Origin of the sequence: Ralstonia sp. 25mfcol4.1 (assembly GCF_900104095.1) — a bacterium.
Classification (GTDB): Bacteria; Pseudomonadota; Gammaproteobacteria; order Burkholderiales; family Burkholderiaceae; genus Cupriavidus.
The window spans coordinates 127,373-148,526 of sequence record NZ_FNJO01000002.1; the positions used below are offsets into that span (position 1 = coordinate 127,373).

At 64.2% G+C, this 21,154-nt stretch carries 23 protein-coding genes and 3 tRNA genes; 10 read left to right on the forward strand and 16 right to left on the reverse strand.

Features of this window, described 5'->3' with window-relative positions; all coding sequences use genetic code 11:
* Positions 1-2 precede the first annotated feature (2 nt).
* Together BLQ58_RS03650 and BLQ58_RS03655 are read right to left on the reverse strand one after the other, a co-directional pair.
* Positions 3-314 (reverse strand): hypothetical protein, encoded by a 312-nt coding sequence (locus tag BLQ58_RS03650; protein WP_092594694.1) that lies wholly within the window; start codon positions 312-314, stop codon positions 3-5.
* Between the two features lie 43 nt (positions 315-357).
* Positions 358-1,770, reverse strand: a complete 1,413-nt coding sequence (locus BLQ58_RS03655) for a DUF2252 domain-containing protein (RefSeq protein ID WP_092594696.1) — start codon at positions 1,768-1,770, stop codon at positions 358-360.
* A 254-nt stretch (positions 1,771-2,024) separates the two neighbouring features.
* Between BLQ58_RS03655 and BLQ58_RS03660 the strand changes: the two genes are divergently transcribed.
* On the forward strand, positions 2,025-2,312 hold the full coding sequence (locus tag BLQ58_RS03660; protein ID WP_092594698.1) for a hypothetical protein: 288 nt from the start codon (positions 2,025-2,027) through the stop codon (positions 2,310-2,312).
* A gap of 75 nt (positions 2,313-2,387) precedes the next feature.
* Positions 2,388-2,651 (forward strand): hypothetical protein, encoded by a 264-nt coding sequence (locus BLQ58_RS03665; protein ID WP_092594700.1) that lies wholly within the window; start codon positions 2,388-2,390, stop codon positions 2,649-2,651.
* A gap of 75 nt (positions 2,652-2,726) precedes the next feature.
* On the opposite strand, the gene BLQ58_RS03670 is transcribed toward BLQ58_RS03665, so the two are convergent.
* From BLQ58_RS03670 to BLQ58_RS03685, 4 genes are all read right to left on the reverse strand, one after another.
* A tRNA-Met gene (locus BLQ58_RS03670) sits at positions 2,727-2,803 on the reverse strand.
* Between the two features lie 148 nt (positions 2,804-2,951).
* On the reverse strand, positions 2,952-3,197 hold the full coding sequence (locus tag BLQ58_RS03675; protein ID WP_092594702.1) for a hypothetical protein: 246 nt from the start codon (positions 3,195-3,197) through the stop codon (positions 2,952-2,954).
* Between the two features lie 187 nt (positions 3,198-3,384).
* The gene (locus tag BLQ58_RS03680; RefSeq protein WP_092594704.1) at positions 3,385-3,663 is read right to left on the reverse strand and encodes a hypothetical protein; all 279 of its coding nucleotides are present in this window, start codon (positions 3,661-3,663) and stop codon (positions 3,385-3,387) included.
* A 187-nt stretch (positions 3,664-3,850) separates the two neighbouring features.
* A tRNA-Arg gene (locus BLQ58_RS03685) sits at positions 3,851-3,927 on the reverse strand.
* A gap of 124 nt (positions 3,928-4,051) precedes the next feature.
* On the opposite strand from BLQ58_RS03685, the gene greB reads away from it, so the two are divergent.
* The gene (gene greB, locus BLQ58_RS03690) at positions 4,052-4,618 is read left to right on the forward strand and encodes a transcription elongation factor GreB (protein WP_092595493.1); all 567 of its coding nucleotides are present in this window, start codon (positions 4,052-4,054) and stop codon (positions 4,616-4,618) included.
* A 53-nt stretch (positions 4,619-4,671) separates the two neighbouring features.
* Here greB and BLQ58_RS03695 read toward each other — a convergent pair whose 3' ends face one another.
* The 4 genes from BLQ58_RS03695 to BLQ58_RS03710 all read right to left on the reverse strand — a co-directional run bounded on the left by BLQ58_RS03695 (position 4,672) and on the right by BLQ58_RS03710 (position 9,288).
* Complete coding sequence (locus tag BLQ58_RS03695; RefSeq protein WP_092594705.1) at positions 4,672-7,095, reverse strand: RelA/SpoT family protein; 2,424 nt, start codon at positions 7,093-7,095, stop codon at positions 4,672-4,674.
* A gap of 313 nt (positions 7,096-7,408) precedes the next feature.
* The gene (rpoZ, locus tag BLQ58_RS03700; RefSeq protein WP_092594707.1) at positions 7,409-7,612 is read right to left on the reverse strand and encodes a DNA-directed RNA polymerase subunit omega; all 204 of its coding nucleotides are present in this window, start codon (positions 7,610-7,612) and stop codon (positions 7,409-7,411) included.
* Positions 7,613-7,697: 85 nt separating this feature from the next.
* Positions 7,698-8,348 (reverse strand): guanylate kinase, encoded by a 651-nt coding sequence (gmk, locus tag BLQ58_RS03705; protein ID WP_092594709.1) that lies wholly within the window; start codon positions 8,346-8,348, stop codon positions 7,698-7,700.
* Positions 8,349-8,352: 4 nt separating this feature from the next.
* Complete coding sequence (locus tag BLQ58_RS03710) at positions 8,353-9,288, reverse strand: YicC/YloC family endoribonuclease (RefSeq protein ID WP_092594711.1); 936 nt, start codon at positions 9,286-9,288, stop codon at positions 8,353-8,355.
* A 222-nt stretch (positions 9,289-9,510) separates the two neighbouring features.
* Between BLQ58_RS03710 and BLQ58_RS03715 the strand changes: the two genes are divergently transcribed.
* The 5 genes from BLQ58_RS03715 to hemW all read left to right on the forward strand — a co-directional run bounded on the left by BLQ58_RS03715 (position 9,511) and on the right by hemW (position 14,224).
* The gene (locus tag BLQ58_RS03715; RefSeq protein ID WP_092594713.1) at positions 9,511-10,599 is read left to right on the forward strand and encodes a serine/threonine protein kinase; all 1,089 of its coding nucleotides are present in this window, start codon (positions 9,511-9,513) and stop codon (positions 10,597-10,599) included.
* 27 nt (positions 10,600-10,626) lie between these two features.
* On the forward strand, positions 10,627-11,541 hold the full coding sequence (locus BLQ58_RS03720; RefSeq protein WP_092594715.1) for a PP2C family protein-serine/threonine phosphatase: 915 nt from the start codon (positions 10,627-10,629) through the stop codon (positions 11,539-11,541).
* A gap of 85 nt (positions 11,542-11,626) precedes the next feature.
* Positions 11,627-12,343, forward strand: coding sequence for a ribonuclease PH (gene rph / locus BLQ58_RS03725; RefSeq protein ID WP_092594717.1), 717 nt, complete (start codon positions 11,627-11,629; stop codon positions 12,341-12,343).
* A gap of 19 nt (positions 12,344-12,362) precedes the next feature.
* Positions 12,363-12,977, forward strand: coding sequence for an RdgB/HAM1 family non-canonical purine NTP pyrophosphatase (gene rdgB, locus BLQ58_RS03730; RefSeq protein ID WP_092595495.1), 615 nt, complete (start codon positions 12,363-12,365; stop codon positions 12,975-12,977).
* Positions 12,974-14,224: a radical SAM family heme chaperone HemW gene (gene hemW / locus BLQ58_RS03735; RefSeq protein WP_092594719.1), complete on the forward strand. Its 1,251-nt coding sequence runs from the start codon at positions 12,974-12,976 to the stop codon at positions 14,222-14,224. The genes rdgB and hemW overlap by 4 nt, the downstream gene beginning before the upstream one ends.
* A 100-nt stretch (positions 14,225-14,324) precedes the next feature.
* On the opposite strand, the gene BLQ58_RS03740 is transcribed toward hemW, so the two are convergent.
* Positions 14,325-14,864 carry an outer membrane lipoprotein gene (locus BLQ58_RS03740; RefSeq protein ID WP_092594721.1) on the reverse strand — a complete coding sequence of 180 codons (540 nt, stop codon included), beginning with the start codon at positions 14,862-14,864 and terminating at the stop codon, positions 14,325-14,327.
* A 295-nt stretch (positions 14,865-15,159) separates the two neighbouring features.
* Here BLQ58_RS03740 and BLQ58_RS03745 point away from each other — a divergent pair.
* Positions 15,160-15,249: transfer RNA gene (locus BLQ58_RS03745), tRNA-Ser, on the forward strand.
* Between the two features lie 105 nt (positions 15,250-15,354).
* On the opposite strand, the gene BLQ58_RS03750 is transcribed toward BLQ58_RS03745, so the two are convergent.
* From BLQ58_RS03750 to gudD, 5 genes are all read right to left on the reverse strand, one after another.
* The gene (locus BLQ58_RS03750) at positions 15,355-16,011 is read right to left on the reverse strand and encodes a DUF799 domain-containing protein (protein WP_092594723.1); all 657 of its coding nucleotides are present in this window, start codon (positions 16,009-16,011) and stop codon (positions 15,355-15,357) included.
* Positions 16,008-16,457, reverse strand: coding sequence for a DUF4810 domain-containing protein (locus BLQ58_RS03755; RefSeq protein ID WP_092594725.1), 450 nt, complete (start codon positions 16,455-16,457; stop codon positions 16,008-16,010). The genes BLQ58_RS03750 and BLQ58_RS03755 overlap by 4 nt, the downstream gene beginning before the upstream one ends.
* A 28-nt stretch (positions 16,458-16,485) precedes the next feature.
* Positions 16,486-17,118: a CsgG/HfaB family protein gene (locus BLQ58_RS03760; RefSeq protein WP_092595497.1), complete on the reverse strand. Its 633-nt coding sequence runs from the start codon at positions 17,116-17,118 to the stop codon at positions 16,486-16,488.
* 388 nt (positions 17,119-17,506) lie between these two features.
* A complete protein-coding gene (locus BLQ58_RS03765) occupies positions 17,507-18,532 on the reverse strand; it encodes a Bug family tripartite tricarboxylate transporter substrate binding protein (RefSeq protein ID WP_092595499.1) in 1,026 nt (341 codons plus the stop codon).
* A 68-nt stretch (positions 18,533-18,600) separates the two neighbouring features.
* Positions 18,601-19,968: a glucarate dehydratase gene (gene gudD / locus BLQ58_RS03770; protein ID WP_092594727.1), complete on the reverse strand. Its 1,368-nt coding sequence runs from the start codon at positions 19,966-19,968 to the stop codon at positions 18,601-18,603.
* Positions 19,969-20,243: 275 nt separating this feature from the next.
* Here gudD and BLQ58_RS03775 point away from each other — a divergent pair, with 275 nt between their 5' ends.
* Positions 20,244-20,993, forward strand: coding sequence for a FadR/GntR family transcriptional regulator (locus tag BLQ58_RS03775; RefSeq protein WP_092594729.1), 750 nt, complete (start codon positions 20,244-20,246; stop codon positions 20,991-20,993).
* Positions 20,994-21,154: the final 161 nt, after the last annotated feature.

Consider the following 21,154-nt stretch of genomic DNA (forward strand, 5'->3'; position numbering starts at 1 on the left):
GTTCAGGGCTTGCCGCGCGATTGCCGGGCGATACGGTCGATCAGCACCCGCGCATCCTCGGCCTTGCCTTGCAGGGTCAGCAGCCGGGCATTGAGCACGATGTTCTCCAGTACCAGCTTGGCCGTGGACGCCCACAGCGTGGCCAGCAGCGCCTCTTGCGACAAGCCCGAGGTTTCCAGTTCGGTGGAGCGTTCGGCAATGATCCTGCAGGCCAGGGCGCGCAGCTTCTCGTCATCGAACGGCAGGTTCGCGTAGTCGATGGGATCGGCCTTTTCCACCTCCACCATCAGTTGCAGCAGCAGATCTTCGGTCATCGCGCACTCCTGGGATTAACGGGTTCGGTTGGGTCGGGCCGGGTCAAACGCGGAAATCGGCGGCCATGTCGGCGTCCGTGCGGGCCTCGAGCCGGCCCGAGCGGCACGCCTTGACGAAGAGGTCGTAGTCGCGCTCCACCTGGTCGGCATAGGCATTCGAATAGGCGATCATCGATTCGGCCATGCGGTCATTGCTGCCCAGGTAGCCGCTGATCTCGGCCGCCAGGCCGCCGGCCTTGGCATGGGCACGCGCCAGCACCCAGCCGCACACGCGGGCATAGGCGGACAGCACGTTGACGTCCATCAGTTCGATGTCGGCCGAGAACTTCATGTCGCGCAGCTGGCGGATGTAGAAATGGCGTCCGAACGGCCCCTTCGACCAGCCCAGGAAAAGGTCGCTGGCGGCTTGCATCAGGCGCTGCCCCTCCACCACCCGGCGCCCTTCATGCGAGACCGCCGCCGACTTGAAGTAGCGCGCCACCACCGAACGGGTGGCCTCCTTCACCTGCAGGAACAGCGGCTTGCCGTGGCTGTCGATCATCAACTGGATCAGGCAGCGCGTGCCGACGCTGCCGACGCCCACCACCTTGAAGGCCATGTCATGCAGCTTGAAATGCGACAGCAGTTCGCGCCTGTCGCGGGCCAGCGTCGAGACGTAGTCGGCAAAGCACTTTTCGACGATCTCGCGCGGATTGTCGACGGCCAGCCAATCGTCCTCGGCACGGAACAGCGTCTGCGCGCCCCGCACATGGAACACGGCGGGCGGCGCGTCGAGAATGCGCCAACGCTCGCCATCGTGTTCGGACAGCTTGGGCAGCAGGCTTTCATGCGTGCGCTCCGCGGCGCGCTCCATGGCGCGTCTGACGCGCTTCTGAATATCGGGATCGTCCGTGCTTTCCAGCAGCCGCTCGAACGTGATGCGGTCGTACCAGGTTTCCAGGATGCCCATCTCCGCGTACTCGGCCATGCGTTCGCGATAGCTGGTGACTACCTCGAAGACCAGGTTGTCGGCGGCCGCCGTGCCATGGCGCAGATGGCGCGCCGCTACCACGAAGCTGGCGGTCAAGCGCTTCAGGTCCCATTCCCAGGGGCCCGGGCTGGTCTCATCGAAATCGTTGACGTCGAACAGCAGCGCGCGCTCGGGCGTCGCAAATCCGCCAAAATTCGACAGATGGCAATCGCCGCAGATCTGATGGATCAATCCCGTGTTCGACGTGCCGGCCAGATCGTGTGCCTGAATGATGGCACTGCCGCGATAGAAGGTGAATGGCGACGCGATCATGCGTCCGTAGCGCAGAGGGATCAGGCGCTCTACCCGCCCGGCGCTGCTTTCCTCCAGCAGGCGAACCGGATCGCGATCGACATTGCCGACCGATTCCTGCGTGCGTCGCGGCACCTGCTGACGCAAGGCCTTGCCGCGTGCGAGCCGCTCTTCAAGCTCTGCCACGTTTTCCACACTTGCCTCCACGCCCAGCGGGCCCAGGACAACGTTAGATTTTGTGCAGCATATGCAACCACGCTAAGACAACTGTCACAGCTTGTCAATTTGCCGCCGTACATGACAGAAGCGGCGACAGTGTCACGATGGAGCGCACACGTCACATGTGATCGTGCGCCGAGAGAAAATCAGACGCTAGCCTACAAAACCGTCACGACTATCCGTGTAAGCTGTGGTCTCAATTCGCATCGCCAACGAGAAGAGCAGCATTCATGACCAAGCGATTTCTTGCTGCCATGCGTCAATACGTGTGGTTCAAGGGGGTAAAGCACCATGTGGTCCAGGGCGTCGAAGCCCTGGCCGACCTGCTGAAATCCCCGTCTGTCGCGGCCCGTGCAGTGGCCGCCATCGTGTCCGAGACCGAACACGGCGTGCAGGTATGGGTTTCCTATTTCGGCAAGCCGATGGATCCGCACACCAACTACGTGTTGTGGCCGACGCGCGTGCTGAAGCCAGCCCGACGACGTATCGCGCCGCCGCAGTTGCCCCCGCGGCATTGATCCGCACGACGAGGGTCGGTCCGGACGTCCCGGAATTCCAATTTCAGTGTTTTCGTTGTTCGCCAAGGAGCCGCCATGCCCGAACCGCAACATGATGAAGCACTGGTCAACAGCTTTCTGGAGCGCGTGTCGGCCCTGTCCGTCAGTGCTTTCGATGGCGCCGACGTGAACCAGGAACTGACGCAGGTGATGAACGAGGCCGCACGCGCTTGCGGCGGCGGTGGCAATCTTGCCGTGCTGACGTCCCGACTCAAGGACCGCGCCGAAGCTGCCGAACGCGAAGGCCAGCCGCAGGTACGCGATACGTTCCAGCGCGCCGCGTCGCTGGTCAAGGCCTGATTCCCTTTCCCAAGGGAAAAGCCGGAGGCGGAAAAACAAAAGGGCTACACATCATGTGTAGCCCTTTCGAGTATCTGGTTGCGGGGGCAGGATTTGAACCTGCGACCTTCGGGTTATGAGCCCGACGAGCTGCCAGACTGCTCCACCCCGCGTCTGAAGAAAGAGATTATGCAGTAATCTGGGGCACATGGCAAGCGTTTCATGCACCAGCACGAAGAAAAAGGCCTCCAGATACCTGGAGGCCTCTGTTCATCCCCAGTGATGTCGCGCAATGTGCCGCGCATCCTCCGATGACGACGCTTATGCGCGACGCCGCAACGGCTTCACGTTGTCACGTTCCAGGTTCTTCACGGCCTCGGCCACATAGCGGTTCACATGATCGAGCGCCTCGAGTTTGGTATCGAACGGCTGGCGCGGAAACGGGTTGTGACGCGCCATCAGAACCTCGCCATCCTCGCGACGAATGATCTCGATCATGATGGCCCACTTGTCCTTGGGCAGGATGATCACTTCGTAGACGATCTTTAATCCTTCGTATTCAGGCATGGCGCGCTCCTTGTTTTCTACTGCTGGCGCGCACCGCGGCGCGCCTCAGTACCAGACTAGGAGCTACCCCCCGATCCACGAATGACCTGGATCAAGTCAAAACCAATGAGGCCGGAATCGGCCTGTGATACGCCATTGCACGTATCGCAAGGAACTTTGCAGCGGGCGACCGGCGGCCAAGCCCAGCCTATCGCCCTGAAACCACCAGCTTGTCGATCAGCGCATAGGCTGCGGCAAATGCCGCCACTTCCGCAGCGTGGCGCGTGGCGAAGACGTGCGCACCACTGGCAAGCCGCTCGGTGTCGCCGGCATCGGCCGGGTCCATGCCCTCCTGCGCCACCCGTACTTCGTACCCCCATGTCTGCGTATCGCCCACGCTGCCGGCGACGGCATCGTGATGCGAGGTCACCAGTACGTATGCGTCCATGCCGCGATAGCCTTCCACGCGCCAGTCGTCCTGTTGCATGTGTTGCCTCCGTGAGTAGCGATCAGGATTGAAGTTGGAGCCGGCCAGTGCGCAGGTGTTCCGGCCGACCATGCATACAGCATAGACAGCGAAGAGGCGCGAAGGGGGAAGGAAGGAGCGGGAGGGGAACGGGAAGGGGAAATGAAAAAAGGGCTTCCGTTTCCGGAAGCCCTTCTCTCGTATAGGTTGGCGCGGCTGGCAGGATTCGAACCCACGACCCCTTGGTTCGTAGCCAAGTACTCTATCCAACTGAGCTACAGCCGCAACCGAGAAAAGAGATTATATAGAAGTTTTCAGTTTTGTGAAGCCCCTTCGCGCATTTTTTTCATCGGCGGGGGGCGAGGAACGCAACTTCCTATAATCGAAGATTCATGAAGTGATCCGGAACATGAACAAGGCATTTGTCAAAGAGTCGTCCAACGATGACGACGACGATCTTCCCGAGGGCGCGACACCGCTGCCCGCCGGCACCAAGAACTACATCACCGCCGCCGGCTACAAGCGCCTGCGCGACGAATTGATGCACCTGATCGATGTGGAGCGACCAGATATCGTCCAGATCGTGTCATGGGCCGCGTCCAATGGCGATCGCTCGGAAAACGGCGACTACCTCTATGGCAAGAAGCGTCTGCGCGAGATCGACCGGCGCATCCGCTTCCTGACACGGCGGCTCGACAAGGCCGAGGTGGTGGACCCATCGCTGCAGGGCGACAACGACCAGATTTTTTTCGGCGCGACGGTCACGTACGCAAACCAGTCGGGCGAAGAAACCACGATCACGATCGTCGGCATGGACGAGGTAGACCTGGACAGCAACCACGTCAGCTGGATTTCACCGATCGCCAAGGCCCTGATCAAGGCGCGCGAAGGCGACACCGTGCCGCTGCGCACGCCGGCCGGCATCGAACAGATCGACATTCTGGAAGTGAAATACCCGGAAAGGACCGTGCAGTAACGCAGAGGACGCCGGAATCGCGAGAATCGCCGGGATCGTTGTCCTGGCGTCTCTTACCCGTCGTTCCGGTCGCGGAAAATGCGGATCACATCCGGATTCCGACGCAGCGTACGCATGACGTTGGCCAGGTGCAGACGGTTTTGCACCTGGATCACGAACTGCATATACGTGGCTTCCTGATGCCCCGCCACCTGCTGCTGCTCCATCGCCACGTGGGCCACGTTGGCGTCGGCGGCGGTCAGGTCGGCTGCCACGCGCGCGACGATGCCCTTCACGTTTCGCACCATGACCTTGATCGACACGTCGAAGGCACGCGTGGTCTTCTTGGCCCACATGACCTCGATCCAGTGCTCGGGGTCCTTGCTGTGCAGGCGCTTGGCCACCTTGCAGTCCTGCACGTGGATCTGCAGACCTTCGCCCTTGCCCAGATAGCCGACGATCGAGTCGCCCGGAATCGGACGGCAGCACGCCGAGAAGATCATCGACATGCCTTCGTCGCCGGTGATCGGCACGGCCGGGGCTTCCTCCCCCGCGAACGTCTGCACCGCAGCCAGCAACGCGCTGTCCACATCGCCGGACAGCTCCTGCAGCAGGATCTCCATGCGCCGGGCCACCACTGCCGGCACGCGCCGGCCGAGCGCCAGGTCGGCGAAGATGTCTTCGCGCACCTTGTTGCCCGTCCACTGGATCATGCGCTCCCACACCGACTGCGGCACGGCCTTCAGTTCGATGCCGAGCTGGCGCGCGGACTGGTCCAGCAGGCGCTCGCCGAGCTGGATGGCCTCGTCGAGCTTGGTGGTCTTGAGGTAGTGGCGGATCGCCGCGCGTGCCTTGCCGGTCCGCACGAACGCCAGCCAGGCCGGATTCGGCTTCGAGTACGGCGCCGTCACTACCTCGACGATATCGCCGCTCTTGAGCTCGGTGCGCAGGGGCAGCAGTTCGTTGTTGATCTTGACCGCCACGCACTGGTTGCCCAGGTCGCTGTGTACCGCGTATGCGAAGTCCAGCGCCGTGGCGCCGCGCGGCAGCGCACGGATATGGCCTTTCGGCGTGAATACGTAGACGGCATCCGGGAACAGGTCGATCTTGACGTGCTCCAGGAATTCCTGCGAATCGCCGGTCTGGCTCTGGATATCGAGCAGCGACTGCAGCCACTGGTGGGCCTGCTGCTGGATATCGTTGGCATGGTCGGCCTGGTGCTTGTACATCCAGTGTGCCGCCACGCCGGCCTCGGCAATCTGGTGCATGCCCCGCGTGCGGATCTGGAACTCCACCGGCGTGCCGAACGGACCCACCAGCGTCGTGTGCAGCGACTGGTAGCCGTTGATCTTCGGAATCGCGATGTAGTCCTTGAACTTGCCCGGCATCGGCTTGTACAGGCCGTGCAGCGCGCCCATCGCCATGTAGCAGTGCATCTGCGTTTCCACGACCACGCGGAACCCGTAGACGTCCAGCACCTGCGAGAACGACAACTGCTTGTCGTGCATCTTGCGATAGATGCTGTACAGGGTCTTCTCGCGCCCCGACAGCTCGGCCACGATACCGGCATCGCCCAGCGCGCCCTGCGCCGCCTCCAGGATGCGCCGGACCACCTCGCGGCGATTGCCGCGCGCGGCCTTGACGGCCTTTTCCAGCGTGGCGTAGCGGAATGGCGACCCAACCTTGAACGACAGCTCCTGCAGCTCGCGGTAAATCGTGTTGAGACCCAGCCGGTGCGCGATCGGCGCGTAGATCTCCATCGTTTCCAGCGCGATCCGGCGCCGCTTCTCGGGCGGCACGAAATCAAGCGTGCGCATGTTGTGCGTGCGATCGGCCAGCTTGACCAGAATCACCCGCACATCGCGCGCCATCGCCAGCAGCATCTTGCGGAAGCTCTCCGCCTGCGCCTGCTCGCGGCTCTGGAATTCGAGCTTGTCCAGCTTGGTCAGGCCATCGACCAGTTCCGCGACCTTCGGACCGAACTTCTCGGCCAGCTCGCTCTTGGTGATGCCCTGGTCTTCCATCACGTCATGCAGCAGCGCCGCCATGATGGACTGCACGTCGAGCTTCCAGTCCGCACACAGCTCGGCCACGGCCACCGGGTGCGTGATGTACGGCTCGCCGCTCTGGCGGTACTGCCCCAGGTGCGCCTCGTCCGAGAACTGGAAAGCCTCTCGCACCACGGCCTGGTCAGCCGGCTTCAGGTAAGCCAGCTTTTCCATCAGCCGCGCGATCGAGATGACCTGCTGCCTCGGCGGCACCGCCGGCTGCGACGTCGGACCGAAGAAATGCCGGTATGACTGCGCCAGCACCGCATCGATGAACAGGTCTCCGCCCGGCGTGGCCGGCACGGTACCGGCCACCGGTTCGGCTACCAGTTCATTGGCCAGCGCCGCGCGCGCCTTGCCCTGCTGGATGGGAGGCACGACGGCACGCTCGCCGACGACGTTGTCGCCGAGCGGATCGGGCAAATTGGGAGCACCGGTACGGGCTGTCACGGGAGGAATTCCGGGACGCCTACGGCCGGCAGGCGCGGAAGGCGCCGGAGGCAGGGATGTGGAAACCGGTACGACACCGGGCAGCGGTGCGCCGGGCGCCACAGGCGTGGCGACCGCACCGGCCGGAGCCGGCACGGCGCCAGGATGCTTCGCCGCCGGCAATGCACGCGAAAGCCCGGCCCCGGCGTTGGCCGGGGGAGCAATGGCGGGATCGGTCGGCGACGAAGGCATGGCAGCCCCTGGAATTCAACCGGATGCGCGGCGGGATGCGTACGCACGCGAAGCATGAATGAACCACGGGCCGCCCTGGCAATCAGGTCGGTACCTTCTTGAGCATCTCGATACCCACCTGGCCGGTCGCGATTTCGCGCAGCGCGACCACGGTGGGCTTGTCCTTCGCCTCAACCTTGGGCGTGTGGCCTTGCACGAGCTGACGTGCCCGGTAAGTCGCGGCGAGCGCGAGCTCGAAGCGGTTCGGGATGTGTTTCAGACAATCTTCGACGGTAATACGCGCCATATCAAATCCACCTTGGGATAAAACCTGTTCGACAGGCCGGTATTTTACAGCACGCCGCCGGAACCTTCCGGCGACGGGCCTGCAATCAATGAATGCCGAGCTCGATAAACAGCTCGGCGTGACGGGCCTTCTGCGACGAAAAGCGCAAACGGGTCGCGTGAACGACGTTTTGGAGCTGCTTCAGCGCGTCCTCGAAAACCTCGTTGATGATCACGTAATCGGACTCCGAAGCATGGGCCATTTCGCTGCCGGCGGCCAGCAAGCGCCGCACGATCACGTTCGGCTCGTCCTGGCCCCGCTTCTTGAGGCGCTCTTCCAGGGCGGTCAGCGACGGCGGCAGGATAAAGATCTCCATGGCGTTGGAAAAACGCTTGTGGACCTGCTGCGCGCCCTGCCAGTCGATCTCCAGCAGCACGTCGTTGCCCTGGGCCATCTGCTCCTCGATCCAGACGCGCGAGGTGGCGTAGTAGTTGCCATGCACTTCGGCCCATTCCAGGAATTCGCCGCGATCGCGCGCGGCACGGAATTCCTCGACCGTGGTGAAGTGGTACTCGCGGCCGCTCTGCTCGCCGGGGCGCGGCTTGCGGGTGGTGTGCGAGATCGACAGGCGGATGGACTGGTCCTGCGCCAGTAGCGCGTTGACCAGCGTGGATTTGCCGGCCCCTGACGGTGCCACCACCATGAACAGGTTGCCGGGATAGGCGGTATCGATGGCGGTGTGGGTGGTGTCGCTCATGATCTTATTCGAGGTTTTGAATCTGTTCGCGCATCTGCTCGATCAGGAGCTTGAGCTCCATCGACGCATCGGCAAGTTCCTTGGCAGCGGCCTTCGAGCCCAGCGTGTTGGCCTCGCGGTTGAGCTCCTGCATCATGAAATCCAGGCGCTTGCCGACCTGGCCGCCCTTCTTCAGGATATGCCGCGTTTCATTGAGGTGGGCCTGCAGGCGCGACAGCTCTTCGGCGATGTCGATGCGGATGCCGTAGACCGTGGCTTCCTGGCGGATACGCTCGGCCACTTCTTCGCGGCTCATCGACGGCATGCCGTTCGGCGCGGCCAGGTTGAAGGCCTCCTGCAGGCGCTCGGTCAGCTTTTCCTGATGGTGGGCGATCAGCTGGGGAATCATCGGCGTCAGGCGCTCGACGATGGCCAGCATGGCGTCGATACGCTCCTCCAGCGTGGCCTTGAGCGCGGCGCCCTCGCGGCTTCGGGCCTCCAGCAGTTGCTTCAGGGCTTCGCGCGCGGCACCGGTCACGGCTTCGCGCAGGGCTTCCTGCGACAGCTCGGGCTCCACCAGCACGCCCGGCCAGCGCAGGATCTCGCCCATGCGCATGGTGCCGGCGCCGGCGAAGGTGCCGGCCACGGTGGATTCCAGGGCGCGGATCTGGTCCAGCAGGCCCTGGTTCAGCGCCAGCGTGGCGCCGCCGGTGTCGGTGCGCTGCAGGTTGATTCGGCATTCGAGCTTGCCGCGCGACAGCTCGCCCATCAGCATTTCACGCAGTGCCGGCTCGAAGGCGCGGCACTCTTCCGGCGCACGGAACAGGAGGTCGAGAAAACGCGAATTGACAGTGCGGAATTCCACGGAAACCGAAGCCGTGCGGCCGCTGGGTTCGCCCTGGGCGTTGGTCAGCGGTGCCTGGCGGGTGGCCAGGCCATAGCCTGTCATGCTGTGGATCATCGTCGTTAATCTCGCGAAAGAGTCGAAAAATCAGGATTCGGTACGAAAACGGGGGCCGAGGGCCCGGCCAGCGCGGCCGTACAGGCGGTAAATCGCCCGAAAAATCAATGGGAAAGCGGCGGTCGGAAAGCGCGGAGTTTTGGCAACACTCCCCGCTAATGATTTCTTTACAAGTGACCGATTAGACCGGAGAATCCGGGAGCAAATGAGGTCCCGAATCCTATGACAGAGTCCAAGGGCGCCAACCAACCCAAGAGCGCGCCGCTCCCTATCGGCACGCTGCTTGCCAACTACCGTATTGTAAAGAAGTTGGCCAGCGGGGGGTTCAGTTTCGTCTACCTCGCCACCGACGAGACCGGCGCACCGGTTGCCATCAAGGAATACCTGCCGTCTTCTCTGGCGCGCCGCAACCCCGGCGAGCTGATTCCGGTCGTCCCCGACGAAAACGCCGCCTCGTTCCGCCTTGGCCTGAAGTATTTCTTCGAGGAAGGCCGCTCGCTGGCGCGTATTTCACACCCGAGCGTGGTTCGCGTGGTGAACTTCTTCCGCGAGAACTCCACCGTCTACATGGTGATGAACTACGAGCTGGGCAAGACGCTGCAGGAGCATATCCTGCAGGCCCGGCAGCAAGGCAAGCCGAAGGTGCTGCGCGAACGGTTCATCCGCAAGGTCTTCCACGACCTGATGAGCGGCCTGCGCGAAGTGCATATTCACAAACTGCTGCACCTGGACATCAAGCCCGGCAACATCTATCTGCGCGAGGACGAATCGCCGATCCTGCTCGATTTCGGCGCCGCCCGGCAGATCCTGACCATGGAGAACGCGCGCTTCCAGCCGATGTATACCCCCGGCTTCGCGGCGCCCGAACTCTATGGCAAGCATTCCGAGCTGGGCCCGTGGACCGATATCTACAGCCTGGGCGCCACGCTGTACGCGTGCATGGCCGGCATGCCGCCGCAGGAGGCGAACCAGCGCGAGAAGGATGACCGCATGGCCGAATCCTTCTCGCGGCTGCGCGCCACCTACACCAACGGCCTGGTCGACCTGGTCGAATGGTGTCTGCGCCTGACGCCGTCCGAACGGCCGCAGAGCGTGTTCCGGCTCCAGAAGGAGCTGCGGGACCAGAGCAATGCGCTCGGTGAGCAATCGGCCGCCGCGGCGGCCAGCGCCCCCGTGGCGACGGCCGGCGAGCGCGTCAATGCCACCAGCCGCTTCATGACGCTGCTGCGCCGCCGCGACGACAAGAACATCGACAAGCCGACCGCCGCAAAGCCCGTTCACGCCGAAGAAACCGGCCGAAGCGGCGACTAACGCACGAACCCGACACGAATTACCGCAATGCGATTCTCCGTCTACCAGGAAAGCCGGAAAGGCGGCCGCCGGATCAACCAGGACCGCATGGGCTATTGCTTCACACGCGATGCCCTGCTCATGGTGCTGGCCGATGGCCTGGGCGGCCATGCCTTTGGCGAAGTCGCCGCGCAGCAGGCGCTGCAGACGCTGGCACGCCAGTTCCAGTCGCAGGCCCGCCCGTCGATCCGCAACCCCGCAGACTTCCTGCAGGACACGGTCATGCTGGCGCACCGCGAGATCCATCGCTACGCCGAAGCCAACAAGCTGGCCGATGTACCCCGCACCACGGTGGTCTGCTGCCTGATCCAGAACGGCCAGATCCACTGGGCCCACGCCGGCGATTCCCGCTTCTACCTGATGCGCAAGGCCGCGCTGCTGACCCGCACGCGCGACCACTCCAAGATCGAGAATCTGCTTCAGCAGGAACGGGTACTGCCCATGGAAGTGGCCAACCACCCGGAGCGCAACAAGCTCTACAACTGCCTCGGGTCGCCCAACCTGCCGCTGATCGATATCGGCGGCCCGGTGCGGCTGGAGCCTGGCGATGTGGCGCTGCTGTGCTCGGACGGCCTGTGGGGCGTGCTGGACGAAAAGGTCATCGTCGACAAGGTGACCCACCTGTCGGTGGTCCACGCCATCCCCGACCTGATCGAGCAGGCACTGGCCAACGCCGGCGAAGGTGCCGACAACACCACAGCCATCGCCATGATGTGGGAAGCCGACGCCACCGTGCCCAACGAGGACGCGGTGCTGACCGACACGCTGCCGCTGAACGCCTTCACGACGTCGATCCTGGAACGCACCGGCACCGAGACCGACCTGCTGTCAGAAGAAGAAATCGAACGCTCGATCGCGGAGATCCGCGCGGCCATCGACAAGACCTCCAATTTGATGCGCTGACGGCACCGGGAGACGCCGGCAGGCGCGCGATGCGCCCGCCGGCGTTAGAATCGCGGTCTTACCCGATTCCAACGAAAGATTCCCCATGCGACCCAGCGGACGCGCGGCCGACGCGCTGCGACCCATCAGCCTGACCCGTCACTACACCCGCCATGCCGAAGGTTCGGTACTGAGTGCCTTTGGCGATACCAAGGTGCTGTGCACGGCCAGCGTGCTGGCCAAGGTGCCGCCGCACAAGAAGGGCAGCGGCGAAGGCTGGGTCACCGCCGAATACGGCATGCTGCCGCGCGCCACGCACACGCGGTCGGACCGCGAGGCCGCGCGCGGCAAGCAGACCGGCCGCACCCAGGAAATCCAGCGCCTGATCGGCCGGGCCATGCGCTCGGTGTTCGATCTGTCCGCGCTTGGCGAATATACGATCCACCTCGATTGCGACGTGCTGCAGGCCGATGGCGGCACGCGCACGGCCGCCATCACCGGTGCCTTCGTGGCCGCCCATGACGCCATCGGCACCATGCTGCGCAACGGCGCGATCCAGGCCAGCCCGATCCGCGACTTCGTGGCCGCGGTGTCGGTCGGCATGGTCGATGGCGTGCCAGTGCTGGACCTCGACTACGCCGAGGACAGCACCTGCGACACCGACATGAACGTGGTGATGACGGGCAGCGGCGGCTTTGTCGAAGTCCAGGGCACGGCAGAGGGCGCGCCCTTCAGCCGCGCGGACCTCGATGCCATGACGCGTCTGGCCGAAGCAGGCATCGCCGAACTGGTGCGCCATCAGAAGCAGGCGCTTGGCGCCTGACGCGCGGGAGGGAATGACGATGCAACGCCTGGTCCTGGCCTCCAACAACGCCGGCAAGGTGCGCGAATTCAGCGCGCTGCTGTCGCCGCTCGGATTCGACGTCGTGCCGCAGGGCGAACTGGGCATCCCGGAAGCCGAGGAGCCGTTCGTCACGTTCGTCGAAAACGCGCTGGCCAAGGCCCGCCATGCCAGCCGCCTGTCGGGCATGCCGGCGCTGGCCGACGACTCGGGCATCTGCGTCGACGCCCTCGATGGCGCGCCCGGCGTCTATTCGGCCCGCTACGCGCAGATGGTGGGCAAGCCGAAGTCCGATGCTGCCAACAACGCGCACCTGATTTCGCAGCTGGCCGGCAAGCTGAACCGCCGCGCCCACTATTACTGCGTGCTGGTGCTGGTCCGCCATGCCGACGATCCGCGTCCGATCATCGCCGAAGGCACGTGGGCGGGTGAAGTCGTGGACGCCCCGCGCGGCGCGGGCGGCTTCGGCTACGACCCGCACTTCCTGCTGCCCCGGATCGGCAAGACGGCCGCCGAACTGAGCGCGGAAGAGAAGAACAGCATCAGCCATCGCGCGCTGGCCCTGCAAGGGCTGGTGGCACGGCTGCAGGCCGCAAGCCTCAAGGTAGGCACATGATCCCGATCATCCCTGCCGGCAGCAGCAAGCCGGCTGACGTGTCGCCGGCCGGCAACCAGCAGCTCTGGCTCAAACCGGGCCAGATCACCCTGCCCGGCTCGCCGCCGCTGTCGCTGTATGTCCATATCCCCTGGTGCGTGCGCAAATGCCCGTACTGCGATTTCAATTCGCATGCGGCGCCGGGCAAGAACGACAGCCACGACATCCCCGAAGACATGTATCTCGATGCGCTGCGTGCCGACCTGGAGCAGTCGCTGCCTCTGGTGTGGGGCCGGCCGGTGCATACGGTGTTCATCGGCGGCGGCACGCCCAGCCTGCTGTCGGCGGCGGGCATGGACCGCCTGCTGTCCGACATCCGCGCGCTGCTACCGCTCGATGCCGACGCCGAGATCACGATGGAGGCCAACCCGGGCACGTTCGAGGCCGAACGCTTCGCGAACTACCGGGCCAGCGGCATCAACCGGCTGTCGATCGGCATCCAGAGCTTTGACGACCGGCACCTGCAGGCACTGGGGCGTATCCACGGCCAGCGCGAAGCGCGGGCGGCCATCGACATCGCGCTGAAGCACTTCGACAACGTCAATCTGGACCTGATGTACGCCCTGCCCGGCCAGACCATCGACGAATGCGTGCGGGATCTGGAAGCGGCGCTGTCCTATGGCACCACGCACCTGTCGCTCTACCACCTGACGCTGGAGCCGAACACGCTGTTCGCCAAGTATCCGCCGGCCCTGCCGGACGAGGACATCGCCTACGAGATGCAGGACATCATCGAGGCGCGCACGGCACAGGCGGGCTTCCGCCATTACGAAACGTCGGCCTATGCCCGCACGCATCGCGAGGCCAGGCACAACCTCAATTACTGGCGTTTTGGCGATTACCTGGGGATCGGCGCCGGCGCGCACGGCAAGCTGTCGTTCCCGAACCGTATCCTGCGCCAGATGCGCCACAAGCATCCGGCCACATATATGGAACAGGCCATGGCCGGCAACGCCGTGCAGGAAGCCCGCGAGGTTGGCGCGGACGAACTGCCATTCGAGTTCATGCTCAATGCGCTGCGGCTGACCGACGGCGTGCCGGCATCGAGCTTCCACGACTACACCGGCCTGCCCTTGCACACGATCAGCAAGCAGCTGGCCGCGGCGGAAAAGAAGGGGCTGCTCGAAGCGGATCCCACCACGATCAAGCCGACCGAACTTGGCCGCCGATTCCTCAATGACCTGCAGGAGATGTTCCTCAAGGATTGAGCCGGCGTGGCTCGTGGTAGTTCGGCCAAGTCAAAACAAAAGCGCCACACCCTGAACAGGTGTGGCGCTTTTGCCATGTGCTGCGCTGACTGACCGACGATCAGTACGGCGTCGCCATGTCGTTGGCCACGCGTGCGCGGTCACCCACGCGCAGGTTGCCCAGATTGCTTTGCGTCACCGTGGCCACGCGGCCATCGTCAAGCCGCACGTTCACGCGGTAGGCGGTGGACGTATTGCTGCCGGCGCGTTTCTCGATCTGGTTGCCTGCCACGGCGCCACCCACGGCACCGACGATCGTGGCGGCGGTCTGCCCGCGCCCGCCGCCGACCTGGTGGCCCAGCAGGCCGCCAGCCGCGCCGCCGATCACGGTGCCCAGCAGGCCCGAACTGCCCTGCGTCGTCTGGATCGGCTCGATCGATTCCACGCGTCCGGTAAAGACCGAGCCGCTCGGCGCCTGATAGCTGTTGGTGCCCGGCTGCTGATACGCCTGCGGAGGCGGAGCCGTGTTGTAGTTGCCGTAGCCGCCGTAACCAGGCTGTGCGCAGCCGGCCAGGCCAGCGGCCAGCGCCAGTGCACCCAGGCTGCCAAGCGCCAGCCACGACCTGGGCGTGTCCTTGTTGTCCTTGTGTTGTCCCTGCATGATCAATTCTCCTCTGATAGCTGATTGAGGCGTTTGGAAAGGTGGACCTGCGCGGCGAGCGCCCGCAAATCGTCCTTTCTAGGAACCTTACCGCCACAACATGGTTCCGCGCTGTCCGACAAAGACCGACAATTGCGCCAGTGCCTGACGCATTCGGGCCGACGAAATGATGGACCAGTCAACCATGCGGCCTGGTATGCGCCCATCAAGCCGCACACTGCACGGCCCTGCGACCTTGTATAATGCGCGGCCGGGCATGGCGGATGACACGCCGCGCCCGGTATCCAATCCGAAAGGAAGCGTGGCCGAGTGGTTTAAGGCAGCAGTCTTGAAAACTGCCGATGGGGTGACCCATCCGTGAGTTCGAATCTCACCGCTTCCGCCAAGACAAATGAAAAATGCCGCGGCACCGCTCCGATCTGGAGCCAGTGCTGCGGCATTTTTTTGTTGGCCGCCCAGAGGCGGCCAGATCAGTCCGCCTCAGCTCGCCTCAGTCCGACTGATATTTCGGCGAACGCGGGCCGTACAGGATGCCGTTGGGCATCCCGGCCGACAGCAGGCGTGCGCTCGCGGTGCCGGCCACCGGATAGCTGGCGTCGGTCAGGTGGTTCATCGCCTGGTTGATGGCTGCCGTGACCAGCATGCCGATCAGGCCGCCGCCGCTGCTGCTGCTGTCCTGCGCCGCCACCGCCCTGCCGCTCCAGAGTTCATCGCCCGTCTTCAGGTCCACCAGCGTCGCATTCGCGGCCACGCGGGTCACGCTGCTCAGCACCTGGTAGCGCGAGCCGTAGTCGGTCACGGTCACATACAGCGCCGCGTCGGCCCCGAAGATCTCGCGCAGCTTGGGCACCGGCACGGTGTGGATATCACCGGGCACGGTCAGGCCGTTCTGGCGGAACGTTTCGTCGACCAGCGCCACCGGCAGCACGTAGTAGCCCGATTCGGCCAGCGGATACGTGGCCTGCGCCAGCATCGCGTAAGTGGCCTTGATGTCAGGCGACTCGTTCAGCGGCGGCAGCACCACGATCGAACGCGGGCGAGCTTGCTTGAACGCCGCGTAATTCACGTGACTGGTCGGCACGGCGCAGCCGGCGAACAGCGCAACCGTGCCAAGGGTGGCGATACAGGTCAGAAGGCGACGCATCATTTGGTGCTCCCTGCGGTGACGTCAGACTTGGCGGCGGCCGTGGTTTCCAGCAACTTGGCCTGCGGTGCGGCGGTGGCGCCCGCTTCCTTGCGCTCGTCGGTCTTCATATTGCGCATCAGGAAGTCCATGTACGGCGTGGACTCGGGGAACAGCGTCTTTTCGGTCTGGAATTCCTTGACCGTCTGATCGCCCTTGCCCACGTTCAGGTAGAGCATGCCAAGCTGGGCGTGATAACCCGGCGGCACCGAACCGCCCTTGGCCTTGATCTTTTCCAGGCCGCTTTCCAGCGCGGTGATCTGCGCTTCCTTCGACTCACCCTTGAAGTACTCGTAGACCTGCGATTGATAGCCTTCCCACTGGTACATCGACTGCGGACCGGCGCACCCAGCCAGCAGGCCGGCCGCCGACAAAAACGCCGCGTTGCGCAGCGTGACCCATTGCTTCATGTTTTTCTCGCTTTTTGTTGGTAACGGCTTACTGCTGAACGGGCTTCCAGGCCCCGCTTTCGATCGCGTTGACCAGGTTGTTCACGGCTTCGCGCATGGCCAGGTCCATTACCTTGCCATTGAGCGTCGAGTCGAAGCTCGCCGTTCCGCCAAAACCGATCACCTCGCGGTTCGACAGCTTGTATTCCCCCGCGCCCTGCGTGGCGTACACGACTTCCGACGTGGTGATATTGACGATATTCAGGTTGACCTTCGCGTAGGCCACCTGCTCGCGGCCACGGCCCAGGATGCCGAACAGCTGCACGTCGCCCACTTCCTTGCGGCCGAACTCGGTGATGTCGCCCGTCACCACGAAATCGGCACCCTTGAGCTTCTGGGCCTGGTTCTTGATGGTGGCTTCGCGCTTGATTTCGTCGAGGTTCTCACGCTCCAGCACGTTGAAGCGGTTGGTCTGCTGCAGGTGCGTCACCAGGCTGGTCTTGGCCTGGCCGCTCAGGCGGTCGATGCCGTCCGAGAACACGCCGCGCATGTAGTTGGAGCGGTTATCGAACTTGCCCACGGCGATCGGGGTCCGCACGCCGTTGAACGGACGGCTCGCGCTTTCCACCTTCTGCACCGGCAGGGCGGTCGACGTTTCGGTCGCGCAACCGGCCAGGCCCATCGCGGCCACGATCCCGGCCAGGCAGCAGCTCTTCAGATTCCTCACTTCACTTTCTCCAGATAGCGTCAATGGTCGGCGATTTGCCGACTCGGCAAAATGGACCAGCGGCCCAGATTCATCAATAGCAAAAGCGCAAAATTTTACTGACGCAGATCAAATCTGTCAGATTTTCGGCATGCCGCAGGCCTATTACTGCCCAAATCGTTATCGGAAATGTCCTGCGATTGTTTAGGGCGAAGCTGGCTTCCCCCCTCTTCAGTCGGGGCATGAGGACATCCCGCAGGCCATCACGCGCCCAAAGAAAAACCCCGCCATGCAGGCGGGGCCGATGTCCAACGACTTCCGTGGAGAGATGCGGTATTGCAATGCCGGCCGGACGGCGGCGCCATTACTCGGCGGTGATCTTGCCTTGCTCGATCACGGTCTTCCAGCGTTTGAGTTCCTGGTTCTCGAACTCGGCGAACTGTTCCGGCGTGTTGGCGACAACCTCGAAGCCCTGCTCGCTGAGCTTCTTCTGCATGCCCGGGTCCTTGAGCGCGCCGACGATGGCGCCGTGCAGGCGGGTTTTCACGTCAGCCGGCAGCCCCTTGGGCGCGGCCACGCCTTGCCACGAATACACATCCACGTCCTTGACGCCGCCCTCGACCATGGTCGGTACGTTCGGCAGTACCGACGAACGCTTGTCCGAGGTCACGGCCAGTGCCTTGAGCTTGCCGGTACGGATGTGCTGCAGCACTGCGTTGATGTTCTGGAACGACACATCCACCTGACCCGCCAGCAGATCGGAGATGGCCGGCGCCCCGCCCTTGTACGGGACGTGCAGGCCCTCGGTGCCGCTCCTCTGCCAGAACAGCGCGGCGGTCAGGTGGTCGGACGAGCCGGCGCCCGAGCTGGCAAACGACACCTTGCCCGGATTCTTCTTCATATAGGCCACCAGTTCCTGCAGCGACCCGGCCGGAAAGTTCGGATTCGCCACCAGCACGTTGGGTGCGCGCACCGCCACCGTCAGCAGGTCGAAATCCTTGGCCGGGTCGTACTGCAGGTTCTTCTGCAGGAACGGATTCACCGCAAAAACGCCAATCGAGGCCACCAGCATCGTGTAGCCATCGGCCGGCGCGCGCTTGACGAACGTGGCACCGATGGCCCCGGTAGCGCCCGGCCGGTTATCCACCACGAACGGCTGGCCAAGCTTCTCGTTGAGCGGCTGGGCCAGCAGGCGCGCGATGGTGTCGGTGGATCCGCCGGCCGGGAACGGCACCACGACCGAGACCGCGCGTTGCGGCCAGGCCGTGCCCGATGCCATGGCGGCACCGCTGACCGTCATGCCGGCCGCCAGCGCGACGGCCACGCCGGCAAGGCGGCGCAGCCACGTGGAAGCGAAAGCCGCGCGCGGGGCGGCCGTGAAGGTGTGCATCATGTTGTTGTCTCCTGCTTTTGAACGAAAGCTGTGCGGCTTCTCTGAATGTGCGGCCGATACGGCGATCAGCGCACCATGCAAGGCATCTTGTTGTTGAATTTCCAGTTGGGGATCAGGAACTGCATGGCGATGGCGTCGTCGCGCGCGCCCAGGCCTTTTTCCTGATAGAGGCGGTTGGCGCGCGCCAGCGCGTCCATGTCCAGCTCCACGCCCAGGCCCGGGGTCTTCGGCACCTGCACCAGGCCGCCCTCGATCTTCAGCGGATTGCGCGTCAGGTGTTCGCCGTCCTGCCAGATCCAGTGCGTATCGATGGCCGTGACACGGCCCGGCGCGGCGGCGGCCACGTGCGTGAACATCGCCAGCGAGATGTCGAAGTGGTTGTTCGAATGCGAGCCCCAGGTCAGGCCCCATTCCGAGCACATCTGGGCCACGCGCACCGAACCCTGCATGGTCCAGAAGTGCGGGTCGGCCAGCGGAATGTCCACCGACTGCAGGCGCACCGCATGGCCCATCTGGCGCCAGTCGGTGGCCACCATGTTGGTGGCGGTCGGCAAGCCTGTGGCAGCGCGGAATTCGGCCATGATCTCGCGGCCCGAATAGCCGTCCTCGGCGCCGCACGGGTCTTCGGCGTAGGCCAGGATGCCGTGTTTGTCGCGGCACAGGCGGATCGCGTCCTTCAGCAGCCAGCCGCCGTTCGGGTCCAGCGTGACGCGCGCCTTGGGGAACCGCTCGTGCAGGGCGATGATCGCTTCCATTTCCTCGTCGCCGCTCAGCACGCCGCCCTTGAGCTTGAAGTCGTTGAAGCCGTATCGCTCATAGGCGGCTTCGGCCAGGCGCACCACGCCCTGGGCATCCATCGCCATTTCGTTGCGGACGCGGAACCACGCGTTATCGGCGCCCGGTTCGGTGCGGTAATCGAGCGTGGTCTTCTTGCGGTCGCCCACATAGAACAGGTAGCCCAGCATTTCCACGGCTTCCCGTTGCTGGCCTTCGCCCAGCAGCGCCGCCACGGGCACCTGCAGGTGCTTGCCCAGCAGGTCCAGCAGCGCGGCTTCCAGGGCGGTGACGGCGTGGATGGTGATGCGCAGGTCGAACGTCTGCAGGCCGCGGCCACCGGCATCGCGACTGGCAAACTGTTCGCGCACCTTGTTCAGGATGGCCAGGTACTGGCCGATGCCCTGCCCCACCACCAGCGGACGCGCGTCTTCCAGCGTCTGGCGGATGCTTTCGCCGCCGGGCACTTCGCCCACGCCGGTGTTGCCCGCGCTGTCCTTCAGGATGACGATATTGCGGGTGAAGTAAGGGCCATGCGCGCCCGACAGATTCATCAGCATGCTGTCGTGGCCAGCGACGGGCACCACGGTCAGTTCGGTCACGACGGGCGTGACAGACGTGACGGGCAAGGCGCCCGCGGCTTGGAAAGTTGCGTTCATGTGGATGGTCTCCGAGTCCTGATGTCTAGGCCGTGGGGTTCGCGCTCCCCTTCATTTGCGGAAGTGCGCCCTGCTGTCTGCTGCTCATACGCTAATATATTAGTCGACCTATGCTACCCCGCCGTCCGGCTGCCACAACGATTCCATGGCTGCAAGTTCCTGTGCGTTATCGGTCGTCGTATGACTTATGACGCAGTATAATGAGCGCGTACCTGCGCGGTCAACAGTGCCGCCGTCAGGGTCATCCCCACAATGGTTCCAACACCTGCCCGCCCATGTCCAACGCTTCGATGACTTCGCCCGCTCCCCTGCGCCGCCGTGGCCGCACGCTTGCTGAAGAAGTAGTCGGCAACCTGACCGAAAGCATCCAGCAAGGCCAGCTCAAGCCGGGCGACAAGCTGCCGACCGAATCCGAAATCATGGCCACGCTCGGCGTGAGCCGCACCGTGGTACGCGAAGCCCTGTCGCGCCTGCAGGCCAGCGGCCTGGTGGAAACGCGCCACGGCATCGGCACCTTCGTGCTGAACCGCCCCATCGAGACCCATTCGCCGTTCCGCATCGATCCTTCGGCGATGGTCACGGCCATGGACGTGCTTGCCATGCTCGAATTCCGCGTGAGCCTGGAAGCCGAAGCCGCCAGCCTGGCCGCCACGCGCCGTAGCGACGACCAGTTGCGCGCCATGCGCCGCGCGCTGGACGACATGAAGCGTAACGCCGCCGAGGGCAGCGACGCGGTGGGTTCGGATTTCGAATTTCACCTGTCGATCGCCCGCGCCACCGGCAACCGCTATTTCACCGACATCATGGGGCACCTGGGCACCATGGTGATCCCCCGCAGCCGGCTCCAGGTGAGCCAGCCCGAGCGCGAGCAATATCTGGAGCGCGTGAACTTCGAGCACGAGAGCATTTTCGATGCGATCGAGCGGCGTGATCCTGAAGCCGCCAAGGCGGCCATGCGCATGCACCTGACCAACAGCCGCGAACGCCTGCGCAAGGCGTCGGCGGCAGCCGGATCGCCGGCCTGAGCCCCATGCATCGCCTGACCGTTTCCGGGTCTGGCGATGCGGTTGCGAGACGCCCCGCGATGTCATATGATGTCTTACGACAAGTATCTTGACGATAATTCCGGGGCGAGACGCACTGCTGCAGCAATTTCATGACAGCCACCCGTGGCTGCCTTTGCTTG